This window comes from Streptomyces laurentii (assembly GCF_040635425.1).
In the GTDB taxonomy this organism is placed as follows: Bacteria; Actinomycetota; Actinomycetes; order Streptomycetales; family Streptomycetaceae; genus Streptomyces; species Streptomyces laurentii.
In genome coordinates this window covers 108,757-124,288 of sequence record NZ_JBEYHT010000002.1, presented here as the reverse complement: position 1 = coordinate 124,288, position 15,532 = coordinate 108,757, and the positions used below count along the sequence as shown (strand labels likewise).

Genomic DNA, 15,532 nt, shown 5'->3' with positions numbered 1-15,532 from the left:
CACCCGCGGCCGATGGGGCCGCAACAGGACCGGACCCGACCGGCCCCGGCCGACCAGAGAGAGGACACGACGATGGCGAATCCGTTCGACCACGAGGAGGGGACCTTCATGGTCCTTGTCAACGACGAGGGGCAGCACTCGCTGTGGCCGTCCTTCGCCGAGGTCCCGGCCGGCTGGACGACCGCGCTGGGCGACTCCGACCGGGCTTCCGCGCTCGCGTACATCGAGGCCAACTGGACCGACATGCGCCCCAAGAGCCTGGTCGCCGCCTCCGAGGGGAGCGCCTGATGACCGTCCTGGAGAGCGTCGCCGCGTACACCCTCACCGGCCGCGAGGCCGCCGAGCTCGGGGAAGGGCTCACCTCACTGCGCGACAGCGCGGGCGACCCGTCGTTCCCCGACTTCTACGACCACTCCTGGCAGGCCGTCGAGGTCCTGCCGGCCGGGCTGCGCGCCTTCCTGGAGGACTTCCGGCGCACCGAGCAGTCCGCCGCCTGCCTGGTCCACGGCTTCTCCGTGGACGACGAGGCCCTGGGCGCGACCCCCGCGCACTGGAGCGAGGCGATCACCATAAAGAACGCCCTCGACCAGGAATTGGCCCTCGCCCTGTGCGGGATGGTGCTCGGCGAGCCCTTCGCCTGGGCCACCCTCCAGCAGGGGCGGCTCGTGCAGAACGTCCTGCCGATCGCGGGCGACGAGGAGAACCAGAGCGGCTACGGCAGCGAATCGCTCCTGGAGTTCCACACCGAGGACGGCTTCCACCCGCAGCGCTGCGACTACCTGATGCTGCTCGGCCTGCGCAACCACGACCGGGTGCCGACCATCGTCGCCTCCGTCCGCGACATCCGGCTCTCCGACGAGGACCGCGACATCCTCGCCTCCGAGAGCTTTCACATCCTGCCCGACACCGAGCACATCCGGCAGCTGGAGGCGTGGGACCCGGACCACCCAGCGCTCGCCGAGGCCCGCCGGATGCTGGAGCGGCCGGTACCCAGCGCCGTCCTGCTCGGCGACCGGCTCAGCCCGTACCTGCGCATCGACCGGCCCTTCATGCGCTGCGTGGACGACGACCCCCGGGCCGTCGCCGCCCTGGACCGGCTCATGGAGGAGCTGGAGCGGGTCCAGCAGGACGTGGTCGTGGAGCAGGGCTCCCTGCTCGTCGTGGACAACTACCTGGCCGCGCACGGCCGCCGCTCGTTCCGGGCCCGCTACGACGGCACCGACCGCTGGCTGAAGAAGCAGCTGGTCAGCCGCAACCTGCGGCGCGGTCTGAACACGTCCACCACCGACAGCCACCGGGTGATCCTGTGACCGGGGGCCGTACGGTCGTCGTCTCCGGCGCGTCCAGCGGCATCGGCCGCGCCGTCGCCGCCCGCTTCGCGCTGGACGGCGACCACGTCGTCAACCTGGACGTGGCGAAGCCGGACGGCGAGGTCCCCGGCGTCCGGTGGATCGACGTGGACGTGGCCGACTGGGACGCGGTGGGCGAGGCCGTCGCCGCCGTGCGTGAGTCCACCGGTCGGCTCGACGTGGTCATCGCCAACGCCGGGATCAGCATCCGCCACGGCGTCCTCGAACTCACCGAGGCCGAGGCGCGCAGGACCCTCGACGTCAACCTCATGGGCGTCCTGGCGCTGTGGCGGCACGCCGCCGGGCATATGGTCCGCCAGGGCCACGGCGTGCTGCTCGCCACCGCGTCCGTCAACGGCTCGCGCGGTTACCCGCTCTACGCGGACTACAACGCCTCCAAGGCCGGGGTCGCCTCGCTCTGCCAGACCTTCGCCATGGAGCTGAGCCCGGTCGTCCGGACCGCGTGCGTCACCCCGGGGGCGGTGCTCACACCGATGCAGGAGGCGGAGTACACCCCGGCCATGCTGGACGAGGTCAACGCCCGTATCCCGGCGCGGCGGCACGCCCTGCCGGAGGAGATCGCCGCCGCCTTCCACTATCTGGCGTCCGACGGGGCCCGGTTCATCACCGGCCAGGAACTCGTCGTGGACGGCGGCGAGACCGCGGGCGCGACGACCGCCTTCTTCCCGGGCCACACCGGATAGCCACGCGCCGGACCCTCACGTCCGGCGCCCCCGGCGCCCCACGACCACGACCGCAGAAATGGAACGATCATGACCGAGCGCCCCGTGTTCGACCCGGCGCACCTCGACACGGCCGACCTGTCCGATCCCCGGCTGCACGCCACGTACGACCTGCGCGAGCTGTGGAGCCACCTGCGGACCGAGTCCCCGGTGCACTGGCACCCGCCGGCCGGACAGACCGACGGCTTCTGGGTGCTGACCCGATACGAGGACGTCGCCGCCGTCTACAAGGACAGCCGCACCTTCACCTCCGAGCGCGGCAACGTGCTCGACACCCTCCTGCACGGCGGGGACTCCGCCGCGGGCCGGATGCTCGCCGTCACCGACGGCCGCCCGCACTCCGCGCTCCGGGGCGTGCTCAGCAAGCCATTCTCACCGCGCTCGCTGGACGTCGTCGTGGACAGCGTGCGGCGCTCGACGCGCGAGCTGATCCGGCAGGCCGTGGAGCGCGGCAGCTGCGACTTCGCGACCGACGTCGCCGCGCACATCCCGCTCGCCGCCATCTGCGACCTGCTCGGCGTCCCGCCGAAGGACCGCGGCCTGATCATCGAGCTGACCTCCTCGGCGCTCTCCTCCACCGACGGCGCCCCCACCCAGGAGGGCACCTGGTCCTCCCGCAACGACCTGCTGCTCTACTTCTCCGAACTGGCCCAGTCACGGCGCGAGAAGCCGTACGACGACGTGGTCAGCCTGCTCGTCAGCAAGGAGGTCGACGGGCGCCCGCTGACCCACGAGGAGATCATCTTCAACTGCTACAGCATCATCATGGGCGGCCACGAGACCACCCGGCTCGCCATGATCGGCGGCTTCCGCGCCCTGGTCGACCACCCGGAGCAGTGGCGGGCGCTGTGCGCGGACGAGGTCCCGGTGGCCCAGGCCGTCGAGGAGATCCTGCGCTGGACCACGCCCGCCCTGCACAGCGGCCGCACCGCCACCCAGGACACCTTCCTCGGCGGGCAGTTCATCGAGGAGGGCGACGTAGTCACCGTCTGGAACGCCTCCGCCAACTTCGACGAGACGGTCTTCCCCGACCCCTACCGCTTCGACCTGGCCCGCACCCCGAACAAGCACCTGAGCTTCGCCCACGGGGCGCACTTCTGCATCGGCGCCTACCTGGCCCGGGCCGAACTCTCCGCCGTGGTCGAGGGCCTGCGCGAGTACGCCTCCGAGCTGGCGGTCACCGGCGAGGAGAGCCGGGTCTACTCGAACTTCCTCAACGGCCTCGCGAGCCTCCCCGTCACCCTGACGCCTCAGAGCCTGTCGGATGACCTCTGATCGGGCGGCCACGCCCTGGCACGCACGCTTCCGGCGTTGCCGAAATACCCTGGTAGCTCCGCTACAAGGGCATCCCGGCGCCTTGGAATCGCACGCACCATGCCGCGTCCGCTCTCCGGCCCAAGGCCACCCGACAGGCTCTCAGCCCGCCGCCCTGACCTCCGCCTGAACAGCCTTCGCCCCCGGCCCCGTACCGCCGTCCGGTACCGGGGCCGGCACGGCGAGGCCCACCCGCAGCAGCCCGCGCCCGGCCGCCCAGGCCCCCCGCAGCAGCTCCGGGAACGGCGGCCCGCCCGGCACCCGCGCGGTGAACGTGCCGTCCGCCGACAGGGACACCTCCGCGTCCAGGAACCCCAGCGGCAGCCCGGTCAGCGGATGCCACGCCTTGTACACGGCCTCCTTCACGCAGAACACCAGCCGGTCCCACGCCACCGGCATCCCGGCCCGCTCCAGCTCCGCGACGGCCTCCCGCTCCCCGGCGCCGAGCACCCGCCCGGCCACCCCGTGCGGCAGCGGCGCGTCCGGCTCCGCGTCGATCCCGACCGCCCGGAACGCCCCGGCCGGAGCGACGGCGGCGGCCCGGTAGCCCACGCAGTGCGTCAGACTGCCCACCAGGCCCTCCGGCCACGTCGGCCCGTCCCATCCCTTCCGTACCAGCGGCGCGGGCTCCCGGCCCAGCTGCCGCATGGCCTCGCGGGCGCAGCCCCGTACGGTCGTGAACTCGCGCCGCCGTTCCTCGACCACGTCCGCGATCAGCGCCTCCTCCTCCGGAAAAAGGCGGATCCCGGCCGCGTCCCCGGTGTCACCGAAGGACTCGACCAGGATCACCCCGGCGGGCAGCAGCCCGGCGGTCGTCACTACGAGGTCCGGAGACCGGCGGCCGGGGCGGCCGACTCCCGTACCGGCAGGGCGGAGTCCTTCGCCCGCAGGCCCAGGAAGTACTGCTGGACGAGCAGCGTCACACCCATGCCCAGCCACAGCGCGTTGACGTTGATCGGTTCACCGGTCGTCACATGGGCGATCGCGCCCACCACGAGCCGCGCCGCGATCGTCGCCAGCCACAGCCACATCGTGCCCATGCCGCCCTTGCGGATCACCTTGCCCGCGGTGGTCCGCCACATCGGCATCGACCGGGCGCGCAGCGCGCCGAACACCACCGAGATGGCGAGCGCGAGCACCAGGAAGCCGATCCCGCCCGTCGTCGCCTCGCTCGGGCCCGGCGGCACACAGCCCCGCGCCACGAGCAGCGCGCACCAGATGTACATCCGGGGCCGCACCTCCCGCGCAGTGAACTGGGTGATCAGCACCCCCACCGTGATCCCCACGACGAGAACGGTGTTGAACACCACGGCGAAGTCGCCGCTCCCGTCGGCATGGAACGCCGCGAGCTGCGCGGTGGGGGCGACGGAGCTGAGGGCCAGCAGGCTGAGCATGGGCGTTCCCTTGGGAGTTGGGGGGTGAGATACGGGTTACGCGGTGCGAGCGAGGGCGTCCGTCAGGGCGGCGACCATCGTGGCGGGGTCGGTGTGGGGGAAGTGGTGACCGCCGGGCAGCAGCGTGAGCGAGAAGGCGGCCCCGGCGCAGTGCCGCCACTCGGGCAGCCCGTCGGCGCGCGTCACCTCGTCGTGGGCGCCGCCGAACACGTGCAACGGGCCGGGCAGCACGTCCGGCCCGGCGAGCAGATAGCTCTCCGCGAACCGGAGGTCGGTGCGCATGGGGCGCATGATCTGGGCCAGGAACTCCGGGAATGCGAGGAGCTCTTCGGGCAGCCCGCCGTTGCGGAGCAGCCAGTCGAGCAGCTCCTCGTCGGATGCCAGGGACATGGTCGCCGGGGGCGGGGTGTGCGGGGCCCGGAAGCCGGAGACGAGGGTGGCGACCGGGGCGGGCAGCCCCCGCGCCGCGATCCGGCGGCTCAGCTCGTAGACCAGCGCCCCGCCGAAGCTGTGCCCGAACAGGGCGTACGGCATGGTGAATTCGGGCTCAAGTCCGGCCAGCAGCCGTTCGGCCAGCTCGTCGAAGTCGTCCGGCATCGGCTCGTCCTGCCGCGTGCCCCGGCCCGGCAGCTCCACGGGGGCCAGCTCGATGCCCGGCGGGATGTGCCGCCGCCACCCCGCGAACGCCCCGGCGCCCGCGCCCGCCTGCGGTACGCAGATCAGCCGGGTGTGCGCGGTGCCGACGGCGAGCCGGCCGGAGACCCAGCGTTCGTCCTGCGGCCGTGCCGTCACACTCATCTGGTCCACCTCTGCTGTCCGTCTCGATCGGACAGCATTGTGGCAGCGGCCCATACGCCCTCTCCAGGCGACGACACCGGCACACGGCAGGCAACTGGGCCGTCCACCGGAAGTCAGGATTCCGTACGGAGTTGCCGCGCCCTTGCCGGAGTTGTTGCCTGGAGTCCGGGTGATCACTACCCGGAACATGGGCCCGGCGTATCCGTACCGGTGTCCGGCACGGCACCCGAACGTGGAGAAGTCCCATGACTGACAGCAGCACCGTGATCGACTCCGGCTCGGTGGAGGAGCTGGTGAGCAGGCTCGTGCTGCTCGTCGCCCCCCAGAAGAACGAGGACAGCCGGCCCGAGCAGCGCCTCATCTCCGAGCTGGGCTACCACTCGCTGGCCCTGGCCGAACTCGCCTTCACCTTGGAGGACCTGTTCGGGCTCGACCCGCTCCCGCCGGAGAAGGCGATGTCGCTGGAGAGCGTCGGCGACGTCACCGGGCTCATCGCCGCCGAACTGGAAGGCGGCGCCGGGCACCTGCCGAACGACGACGACATCCAGCTGATCTTCGCCCGCTACGGCGTCGAGTGGGCGCCCCAGGCCGCGTAAGGCGCTCCGCCACCCCCCCCGGAACGGCCGCATGCCGTGTTGTCCCCCGCACGCGGCATGCGGCTTCGCCGGGGATCAGTCCGTGTTCGGCTTCGTGTACCCCGCGACCTCGCGCGGGCTCCGCGCGCCCGGGCCCACGTCATGCGCCGAGGGGCGCTCAATCTTGATGCCCAGGATGGGGAGCGCTCGTCCGGGTTCATCGCGGATCGCCCGGGTGGTCTTGGCGATGTTGTCGGCTCCGAGGGTTCTCAGCACGCCGATGGCCAGGTTGCGGAGGGTCGCCATGGCGCGAGGTGCGGTCCCGGTGTGAACGGTGGAGGCGTCCTCGCCGAAGGTGACGTCCCTGATGTGGCGCGAGGAGTTCTCCACTCCCCAGTGCCCGCGGATCCCGGCGGCCAGGTCGGCCGGGCCGGTCTGGTGGGCGTCGAGACTGGTGACGGCGTAGACGCTCTCACGGGTCTCGCGTTCGCCGGTGGGCTTGCGGCGGCGGTGGACACGGATGGCCGGACGAGCGTGAGGGAAGGCGGTCCCGCCAAGTTGGTCCGCGATGGCGCAGGTCTTGATCGAGCGGGACTCCCGCCTGCCGTGCGCGGAGGTGGAGGCGGTGTGCCGGACCGGAATGTCCCGCCATGGCAGGGCCGCGAGCCGGCTGTAAGCGGTCGGCTGGTTGGTCTTGATCACGGCGATGTAGTGGGCCTTCTTGGACTCGACCAGCCATGAGATGTTCGCCCTGACCGAGTGCAGGGCGTCGAAGGTGACGACGGCGCCGGCCAGGTCCAGCGGCGCCGGCAGCGGCCGGAAGTGCGTGCAGGGCAGGCATGATCAAGAGCGGTGCGAATCGGTCAAGTACTTAAGTCCCTGCCGATCACGGAGAACGGTCCGGGAGGATGGCATGCGATGGACATGACTTCTCCGCGCCCGGCAGGCCCGCCGGACGGGTACGGGCCCTTCGCGCATCTCACCGCCCCGAACGTGCTGCTCTACCGCTCGGTGATGCGCGCCTTCCTCGTGGCCAAGGAGCGGTTCGCCGTACACCTGCGGCCCGAGGACGTGTACGCCGCGCTGCCCGCCGCCGTACGGCCCGGTGAGTTGGAGGGGGTCGTCGGAGCCCTGGACAAGCTGGTCGAGTGGGGGAACCTGCGCGCCGACCCGGACACCGGGCGGGTCACGGCCGTCGAGGACTTCTACCGCAAGCGTTACATCTACCAGCTCACCCGGGAGGGTGAGGCGGCCGAGGAGGCCCTGTCCGCCTACGACGAGGCGCTCGGGCGTCGGGGTGCGCTCCAGGCCGTCGCGCTGCACGACATCGTCACCCAGCTCCGCGCCCTCCTCGTGCTGGCGGCCGAGGAGGCACCGGATCCGGCCAAGACGCATCTCGCGCTGGACGGGCTCGCCAGTCGGTTTGGGGCGCTCGCCGACAACGCGCGGGCCTTCATGGGGTCCCTGCAGCGGACCATCGACCTCCACGACGTGGGGGAGGAGGTCTTCCTCGCCTACAAGGACCAGCTCATCCAGTACCTGGAACGGTTCATCCAGGACCTCATCACCCTCGGCGGCCGCATCGCCCGGCTGATCCTGGAGCTGGAGGAGGGCGGGAGGATCGACCTCCTGCTGCGCGCCGCTGCCGCCCGCGAGGCCGCCGACGCCACGCCGCAGGAGGCCACGTACGCCGAGCAGGCCGCCTACGAGCGGTGGGCCGGCCGGTGGGCCGGGCTGGCGGCCTGGTTCCTCAGCCGGGACGGCCGGGAATCGCAGGCCCGGCTGCTGCGCGGCCGCGCGCTCGGGGCCGTACCCCAGCTGCTGGCCGTCGTACGGTCGCTGAACGAGCGGCGGGCAGGGCGTTCCGACCGGTCCGCCGACTTCCGTACGCTCGCCCGCTGGTTCGCCGAGGCCCCCGACGACGAGTCCCGGCACCGGCTGTGGCGCACCGCCTTCGGGCTGTACCCGGCCCGGCACCTCACGGTGGACGCCGAGACCCTGGCCGCCCGTGCCGCGCGCCCCGATCCCGCGTCCACACCATGGGCCGACGCCGAGCCGCTGCGCATCAGCCCGCAGCTGCGCCGCACCGGCAGCTACGAGCGGCGCGGCAAGCCCCGCAAGGTGGAGGACCGGCAGGAAGCGCGCCGCAGGCTCGCCGAGGTGGCCGTCAAGCAGGCCGCGGAGATCGCGGCCGCGCGGGCCCGGCTCGTCACCGACGGCGTCACCCGGCTGTCCGGGCTCGGGGAGCTCGACCCCGTCAGCTTCCGGCTCTTCCTCCAGCTCCTCGGGGACGCCCTGGCCACCTGGCGGCCCGGTATGACGCACACGGTGGCCACCAGCAACGACGGGTCCATGGAGATCCGACTCACCGCCTTGGCCGATGGATCCGCGGCGGAGGTCCTCACTCCGGGCGGCATCTTCCGAGGCCCTGACCACACCATCGAGATCATCGATCTGGCGGAAGGAGACGACGGACTGTGAGTACTCCGCTCGCCGAAGTGCTGGACGGGCAGCACGCCGCAGAACTGCGCAAGGCCGCCCGCGCTCTGCTGAAGCAGCCTCTGCTGCTCGCCGGTGGCGCGTACGCCGACGAGTTCCGTCTCGTCCGGCGGCACGCCTCCGACCTGCGCGAGTGGTTCGACCGCAACACCGGCTGGTCTCTCCAGGTCGACGCCGAGACCGCCCGGCTGGGCAAGATCCCGGCCCACCTCGCCGATGCCACCCACCCCGCCCGCGAGGCCACGCGCAGCGCCGCCCCCTTCACCCGCCGCCGGTACGTCCTGCTCTGCCTCGCCCTCGCCGCCCTCGAACGCGGCGAGGCGCAGATCGCGCTCGGCCGCCTCGCCGACCAGGTCGTCCTCGACGCCGCTGATCCGCAGCTGGCCGCGACGGGCATCCAGTTCACCCTTGACCGCCGCGACGAGCGCCTCGACCTCGCCGCCGTCGTACGCCTCCTGCTCGGCCTCGGAGTGCTGCGGCGCGTCGCCGGCGACGAAGAGGCGTACGTCAGCGGCGCCGGAGACGTCCTGTACGACGTCGAACGGCGGGTGCTCGCCGGGCTGCTCGCGACCCGACGCGGCCCGTCCACCATCCGGGCCGCCACCCTGGACGAGCGGCTCGTCGGGCTCACCGCCGAAACGGCCCTCGACAGCGACGAGCTCCGGTTCCGCGCGATGCGCCGCTCGCTGACCCGCCGACTGCTGGACGACCCCGTGCTCTACTACGACGAGCTGACCGACGCCGAGCTGGGCTACCTCACCCGCCAGCGCGGATTCCTCACCGCACGCATCACCGAACTGACGGGCCTGGTGGCCGAGGTCAGGGCCGAAGGCATCGCCATGGTCGACCCCGACGACGACCTCACCGACCTCCGCATGCCGGAATCCGGCACCCACGGTCACGTCACCCTGTTGCTGGCCGAGTACCTCACGAGGGCCGAAGGACCGGTCGTCTCCACGGCAGACCTTGAGCGCCGAGTCGCCGGACTGGCCGCCGAACACGGAGGCTTCTGGGCCAAGTCGGCCCGCGAGCCGGGAGCCGAGGGTGAGCTCGTGGAGCAGGCCGTCAGCCGGCTCGCAGCCCTGGGCCTGGTCGCCCGTACTCCTGACGGGGTGGTGCCGCGCCCGGCGCTCGCCCGGTACGCGGTCGGCGAGACCGTCGTACTCGAACCACGCACAGTCGGCACCGCTCAGGTGCCCGCACAGCGAAAGGCCCACCAGCGTTGACCCCCCGTGCCGTACTCCCGGCCCCCGCGCGCGCCCGCTGGCAGCCCCTGCGGATCGGTCTTGTCGATCTTTTCCATTACGACGTGGAGGAATTCCACTTCCGCGACGGGCGGCTGCTTCTCCGGGGGAACAACGGCACCGGCAAGTCCAAGGTGCTCGCCCTGACCCTGCCCTTCCTCCTCGACGGGGACCTGAGCGCGCGGCGGGTTGAGCCCGACGGGGACGCCGGAAAGAGGATGGAGTGGAATCTGCTGCTCGGCGGAGAGCACCCCCACTCCGAACGGCTCGGCTACACCTGGGTGGAGTTCGGCCGTCGCGAAGAGGTGAGCGGCGAGGAGCAGTTCCGTACGCTCCTCTGCGGGCTCAAGGCCGTCAGCGGGCGCGGCATCGCCCGGCACTGGTGGGCGGTGACCGCCCAGCGGATCGACCACGCACCGGCCGAGGCGGTGTTGGAGGGGTCGCTCAGCCTCCTCGACGCCACCGGCACGGTGTTGTCCCGGGACCGGCTCATCGAGGCGGTCGCCGGACACGGGATGGTCTACGACCAGGCCAAGACCTATCGCCGGGCCGTCGACGAGGCGCTCTTCGGGCTCGGGGAGCAGCGCTACGGCGCTCTCGTGGACCTGCTCATCCAGCTGCGCCAGCCCCAACTGTCCAAACGCCCCAACGAAGCCGCCCTCTCCCGAGCCCTCACCGAAGCGCTCCCGCCCATGGACCAGGCCGTCATCGCGGATGTGGCCGAGGCCTTCCGCTCCCTGGACGAGGAGAAGGAGGAACTACGGGCAGCCGGCGCGGCCGAGCGCGCGGCTTCCGCGTTCCTCGACCACTACCGGCGCTACGCCCGCATCGCCTCCCGCCGGCGCGCACGTCTCCCGCGCAGCGAGCACTCGAAGTACGAGCACTTGCTGCGCGACCTCGCCGAGGCACAGGCCGAGAAGGCCGCGGCCGAGGAGGAGCGGGCGGCGGCTGATGAGCGGATCGCCGCGCTCACTGAGACGCAGGCCCGACTGGAGGCCGTCGACGCAGCCCTGCGCGAGGGCCCGGAGATGCGCAGCGCTCATGAACTGGAGCGGGCCGCCAAGGCGTTGGAGCGGTGCGGGCAGGACAGCGCACGCGCACGCGCCGACCGGGAGGAGGCCGCGCTGCTGCACACACGGGCGCTCGGGCGCCTCGCGGCGGCGGAGAACCGGCTTCAGGCCGCCCGGCACCTGGTCGAGGACACGCTTCGCCTCGCGCAGGAGACCGCCGAGGCGGCCCGACTGGACCTGCCCGGGGACGAGGGGCTGACGGCGGCCGAACTGCGCGCCGCCGTGACCGAGGCGACCGACCGCCGTCGCCGCACCCTCGCGCACGTCGAGGAGCTCGCGGACCGCGCCGAGGCGGCGGCGGCCGAACGCCGGGCCGCCGCACTGCGGCTCGACGAGTCGGAAGCCGACCTGGCGCACGCCGCCGAGGAACAGGGCGCGGCCGACGAGACCGTGACGGCCGCGGGCCGGGCCCTGGTGGATGCCGTACGCGAGCACGCGGGCCGGTGCGAGGAGCTCGCGTACGCCGACCCGGTCGGACTGTTGGACGAGCTCCAGGAATGGGCCCGGCACCAGGACGGGCCCTACCCGGCACGCCGGCACGGGTCGGACGCACACAGCGCCACGGCAGCGGTACTCGCCGACCAGGCGGCGCAATCAGCGCAGCGCAGGGCAGCCCTGGCGGACCGTGCCCGAGACGCGGAGCAGGAGCTTGCCGAGCTGGAGGCAGGCGGCCGCCGTGGACCGCTGGCCCCGTACACCCGGAACCCCGGCCTGCGCGATCAGGCGGCCGGCGCCCCACTGTGGCGGCTGGTCGACTTCCGCGACGAGGTCGCGGACCGGGAGCGCGCCGGCCTGGAGGCGGCCCTGGAGGCGGCCGGGCTGCTGGACGCGTGGGTGCGCCCCGACGGCGCGGCCCTGGCGGCGGACGGTCACGACGTACTCCTCGACGCGCGGACGGGTCCGGTCAACGGGTCATCGCTCGCCGACGTGCTGCGCCCGGCCGTCGACCACGGCGATGCCCAGGCGGCCCACGTGGGTGAGGAGACCGTGGGCCGACTCCTCTCGGCGATCGGCCTGGGCGAGGTTGCCGGGAACGCGGAGGCGGGCGCCGGGCCGGGGGGCACCGAGCCGACAGCGGGCACGTGGGCCGCTCCGGACGGGCGCTACCGCGCAGGCGTCCTCATCGGTCGGTGGGCCAAACCTGCGGCCGAGTACATCGGTGAGGGCGCCCGGGAAGCCGCGCGGCGCAGCCGTATCACCACCCTGCGCGCCGAACTCGCCCTTCTCCTGGGAGAGGAGGCAGCCGAGGCCGTGCACGCGCAGGCTCTGGAGGCCCGGCGCCGTACGCTCGACGCCGAACTGGCCGCGGTGCCCGACGACGGGCCGCTGACCCGGGCGCACGCCCGCGCGGCGGCTGCCGCCGACACCGCGCGCCGGGCCAGGTCCCGTCGTGAGGGACGGGCCGCCGACGCGCTGGCCGCAGCCGAGCGGTCGGGGCTGGCGAGCGCCGAGCTCCAGGAGGCCGCCACCGATCTGGGGCTGCCCCCGGACCGGCCGGCGCTGGCGGTTGTACGGCAGGCCCTCGTCGAACTCGCGGCCGTCCTGGCCGCACTCTGGCCCGCCCTGCGAGAGCGGACCGAAGCGGCACGGCAGGCGCAGGAGGAGCGTGAGGAAGCCGGCCGGGCAGGGGAGCGCACCGCCGAACTCGCTCTGCGCGCAGAGGAGGCCGCCCGCGAGGCGGCAGCCGCGGACGAGCGGCTCACCACGCTGCGCTCGACCGTGGGCGCGGCCGTGGCCGAGCTGGAACGGCGGCTGGCGGAGACCGCGGAGGCCCTGCGCGGCTGCGCTGCCGATCGGCGGTTGTCCGAGGACCGTCGCACGGAGGCGGACCGGCGGGCCAACCGGGCCGAAGGCGGGATCGTACAGCTGGAGAAGGCCGTCACCGAGGCTGCCTCCGCGCGCTCCGAGGCCATCGCCGCGCTCCAGCGCTTCACCGCCACCGGGCTGATCACGGTCGCACTTCCCGAACTCGCCGTACCGGCCACCGCCGACGGCCCGTGGGCGGCCACCCCGGCCATCGCCCTCGCCCGTTCCCTCGAAGCGGAGCTGTCGATGACGGACGACTCGGACGGTGCTTGGGAGCGCGTACAGCGGCGTCTGAGCGAAGAGCTCAAAACCCTGCAGGACGCGCTGTCCCGGCACGGCCATACCGCCTCGGCCCGGATGGTCGAGGACGGGATGATCGTCGACATCGTCTACCAGGGCCGCGAGCGCGCCGTACCCGAACTCGCCGAGGCACTGGCGGTCGAGGTCGGCGAACTCACCCGCATCCTCTCCGCGAACGAACGCGAAATCCTCGAAACCCACCTCATCACCGAGGTCGCGGGCACCCTTCAAGAGCTGATCGCGACCGCCGAACGGCAAGTACTCGCCATGAACGCCGAGCTGGAGGACCGTCCGACCTCCACCGGCATGACCCTGCGCCTGGTGTGGCGGGCCTCCCGCAAGGCCCCCGCCGGCCTTGCCCAGGCCCGTGGCCGACTGCTCCAGACCGCCGACGCCTGGACTCCCGAGGAACGGGCCGCGGTCGGGGAGTTCCTGCAGACGCAGATCGCCCGCCAGCAGACCGAGGACGCGGCCGGCAGCTGGCTGGAACACCTCACAGCGGCGCTCGACTACCGCTCCTGGCACGAGTTTGCCGTCGAGAGGCAGCAGCACGGTCGCTGGGTACCCGCCACCGGTCCCGCTTCCGGAGGCGAACGCGTCCTGGCGGTCTCCGTGCCCTTGTTCGCCGCGGCCTCCTCGCACTACGCGAGCGCGGCCAGCCCGTACGCACCACGACTCGTCACCCTGGACGAGGCGTTCGCCGGCGTCGACGACGACTCGCGCGCCAAGTGCCTCGGCCTCCTGCACGCCTTCGACCTGGATGTGGTCATGACCAGCGAACGGGAATGGGCCTGCTATCCGCAGGTACCGGGCATCGCCATCGCCCAGTTGTCCCGCGTCGACGAGGTGGCCGCCGTTCTGGTCACCCGATGGGAATGGGACGGCACGGCTCGTACCCGTCACGAGGACCCGGTGCGCACGCCGGACCCGGAGCCCCTGTGGACGTGAACAGGAATCCGGTCGACGAAGCCCGCCTGCGCCGCCTCCTTGGCGGGCCCGATCTGGCCTGGCTGCTGGAGCGCGTACGCCGCCGGCTGGAGCGCGGGCAGCCACTCACCGGACCCGTCTCCCTGGCCGCGGCGACCCCGGCCCAACGGGCCGCGGCCGAGCGGCTGCTGGGCCGGCCCCCGGGTGGTGGCAGGGCGCTGACGGTCCGGCTCGACGCCGTGGACGCCGTACTGGTCAGATCAGGCGTCAGCCCCGAGGGCCTGACGGCGGCCGTGACGAGGCTCACCGGGCCCGTCGTCCCTCTCGAAGAGGTCCGCCGGAGTGAGGATCAGGCATGGGTGGAGGCCTACGCTCCGCTCACCGCACTCGCCGATGAGGTTCCGTCCCTCGCGGAATGGGCCGGCCGGGTACGCGAAGACGGCCTTGTGCGGCGTCTCGCCCGTACGCCCGAGGCCGCCCGACCGCTGCTCGATCGGGTGGCTCGCGTCCTGCGGGAGCTGCCGGCCGAGCCGCCGCGCTCCCTGTCCGTGTTCGCCGCGGACATCCTGGGCAGCGCCCACGCACTGGACGACGGGACACCCCCGGCGACGATCTGCCTCTCCGGCATCCGTGCCCTCACCGGACATCCGGACGGGGCGGGCGCTGCCTGGCGGCGGGCCGCCTGGGCCTCCGCCGGCCTGCTCCGTGACGACGTCTCCTCCACGGTCCTCACCCTCAACCTCCGTGGGACCCCCGCTCTGGACTGGATGGCAGACATGGGGGAACCGTGCGTACTCACCCTTCGCCAGCTCGCCCACCGTCCGCCCCGGACGACGCCGTCGGTGGTCCACATCTGTGAGAATCCCGCCGTCCTGTCGGCCGCGGCCGACACCTACGGCCCGGACGCCCTCCCGCTGGTCTGCCTCCAGGGCCAGCCGTCGGCTGCCGCCCTGGCCCTCCTGGCACACCTCCACGAGCTCGGTGCCGCCCTCCGCTACCACGGCGACTTCGACTGGGGCGGAATGCGCATCGCCACGACGCTGCACCAGCACGTGCCGTGGCAGCCGTGGCGCTACACGGCCGACGAATACCGTGCGGCGGTAGCCGCTGCCAGCCCTGCTCCCCCGCCTCTGACCGGGATGGCGGCTCTGTCGCCTTGGGATCCGGATCTGGCGGCTGCTCTCGCTGAACACGGCGTCCGTATAGAGGAGGAGGCTGTTCTGGACTCGTTGCTGGCAGACCTTAGACAGGACGTTCGGCCGGTGAGACATGCGACGTGCCGAGACCTGTAGCGGCCGGGGCCGACGCCAGGACTGGTGACGCTCGTTTGACGCACGGACCCTCACGAGGGGCGTGAATGGCGATTCATGTGGCCTTTGACCTGCTCCTTCGCTGACCGACCTCGATTCGTACGTGTTCCCGATGACGCATCATGTGGAGTGCGTGGCGATTCTGGAGCCGGTGAAGAAGGACGCCTGACCTGGGGATTCTTTGACCCGCGGCGGACCGGCCG

General features: G+C 72.7%; 13 protein-coding genes. 9 read left to right on the top strand and 4 right to left on the bottom strand.

The annotated features are described in order from the left end of the window. The first annotated feature begins 72 nt into the window (after positions 1-72). The 4 genes from ABZ693_RS02060 to ABZ693_RS02045 all read left to right on the top strand — a co-directional run bounded on the left by ABZ693_RS02060 (position 73) and on the right by ABZ693_RS02045 (position 3,367). A complete protein-coding gene (locus tag ABZ693_RS02060) occupies positions 73-288 on the top strand; it encodes an MbtH family protein (RefSeq protein ID WP_359872324.1) in 216 nt (71 codons plus the stop codon). Further along, a complete protein-coding gene (gene gntD / locus ABZ693_RS02055) occupies positions 288-1,310 on the top strand; it encodes a guanitoxin biosynthesis L-enduracididine beta-hydroxylase GntD (protein WP_359872323.1) in 1,023 nt (340 codons plus the stop codon). The genes ABZ693_RS02060 and gntD overlap by 1 nt, the downstream gene beginning before the upstream one ends. Continuing rightward, positions 1,307-2,053: an SDR family NAD(P)-dependent oxidoreductase gene (locus ABZ693_RS02050; protein ID WP_359872321.1), complete on the top strand. Its 747-nt coding sequence runs from the start codon at positions 1,307-1,309 to the stop codon at positions 2,051-2,053. Before gntD ends, ABZ693_RS02050 begins: the two co-directional genes overlap by 4 nt. A gap of 69 nt (positions 2,054-2,122) precedes the next feature. Continuing rightward, positions 2,123-3,367: a cytochrome P450 gene (locus ABZ693_RS02045; RefSeq protein WP_359872319.1), complete on the top strand. Its 1,245-nt coding sequence runs from the start codon at positions 2,123-2,125 to the stop codon at positions 3,365-3,367. A 141-nt stretch (positions 3,368-3,508) separates the two neighbouring features. On the opposite strand, the gene ABZ693_RS02040 is transcribed toward ABZ693_RS02045, so the two are convergent. From ABZ693_RS02040 to ABZ693_RS02030, 3 genes are read right to left on the bottom strand one after another with little or no spacing between them, the layout of a single operon-like run. Then, complete coding sequence (locus ABZ693_RS02040) at positions 3,509-4,225, bottom strand: 4'-phosphopantetheinyl transferase family protein (RefSeq protein ID WP_359872317.1); 717 nt, start codon at positions 4,223-4,225, stop codon at positions 3,509-3,511. Beyond that, positions 4,225-4,800 carry a hypothetical protein gene (locus ABZ693_RS02035; protein ID WP_359872315.1) on the bottom strand — a complete coding sequence of 192 codons (576 nt, stop codon included), beginning with the start codon at positions 4,798-4,800 and terminating at the stop codon, positions 4,225-4,227. Before ABZ693_RS02035 ends, ABZ693_RS02040 begins: the two co-directional genes overlap by 1 nt. Positions 4,801-4,836: 36 nt before the next feature. Then, positions 4,837-5,598 carry a thioesterase II family protein gene (locus tag ABZ693_RS02030; RefSeq protein WP_359872313.1) on the bottom strand — a complete coding sequence of 254 codons (762 nt, stop codon included), beginning with the start codon at positions 5,596-5,598 and terminating at the stop codon, positions 4,837-4,839. Positions 5,599-5,843: 245 nt separating this feature from the next. On the opposite strand from ABZ693_RS02030, the gene ABZ693_RS02025 reads away from it, so the two are divergent. Then, positions 5,844-6,194, top strand: a complete 351-nt coding sequence (locus ABZ693_RS02025) for an acyl carrier protein (protein WP_359872311.1) — start codon at positions 5,844-5,846, stop codon at positions 6,192-6,194. A gap of 75 nt (positions 6,195-6,269) precedes the next feature. Here ABZ693_RS02025 and ABZ693_RS02020 read toward each other — a convergent pair whose 3' ends face one another. After that, positions 6,270-6,968, bottom strand: coding sequence for an ISAs1 family transposase (locus ABZ693_RS02020; protein ID WP_359872500.1), 699 nt, complete (start codon positions 6,966-6,968; stop codon positions 6,270-6,272). A 129-nt stretch (positions 6,969-7,097) separates the two neighbouring features. Here ABZ693_RS02020 and ABZ693_RS02015 point away from each other — a divergent pair, with 129 nt between their 5' ends. The 4 genes from ABZ693_RS02015 (at position 7,098) to ABZ693_RS02000 (ending at position 15,311) form a co-directional block, all read left to right on the top strand. Next, entirely contained in the window at positions 7,098-8,654 is a 1,557-nt protein-coding gene (locus ABZ693_RS02015; protein WP_359872498.1) for a TIGR02677 family protein, read from the top strand. Next, positions 8,651-9,898, top strand: coding sequence for a TIGR02678 family protein (locus ABZ693_RS02010; RefSeq protein ID WP_359872309.1), 1,248 nt, complete (start codon positions 8,651-8,653; stop codon positions 9,896-9,898). The genes ABZ693_RS02015 and ABZ693_RS02010 overlap by 4 nt, the downstream gene beginning before the upstream one ends. A gap of 83 nt (positions 9,899-9,981) precedes the next feature. After that, positions 9,982-14,040 (top strand): TIGR02680 family protein, encoded by a 4,059-nt coding sequence (locus ABZ693_RS02005; protein ID WP_359872307.1) that lies wholly within the window; start codon positions 9,982-9,984, stop codon positions 14,038-14,040. Beyond that, positions 14,037-15,311, top strand: coding sequence for a TIGR02679 family protein (locus ABZ693_RS02000; protein ID WP_359872305.1), 1,275 nt, complete (start codon positions 14,037-14,039; stop codon positions 15,309-15,311). Before ABZ693_RS02005 ends, ABZ693_RS02000 begins: the two co-directional genes overlap by 4 nt. Positions 15,312-15,532 lie beyond the last annotated feature (221 nt).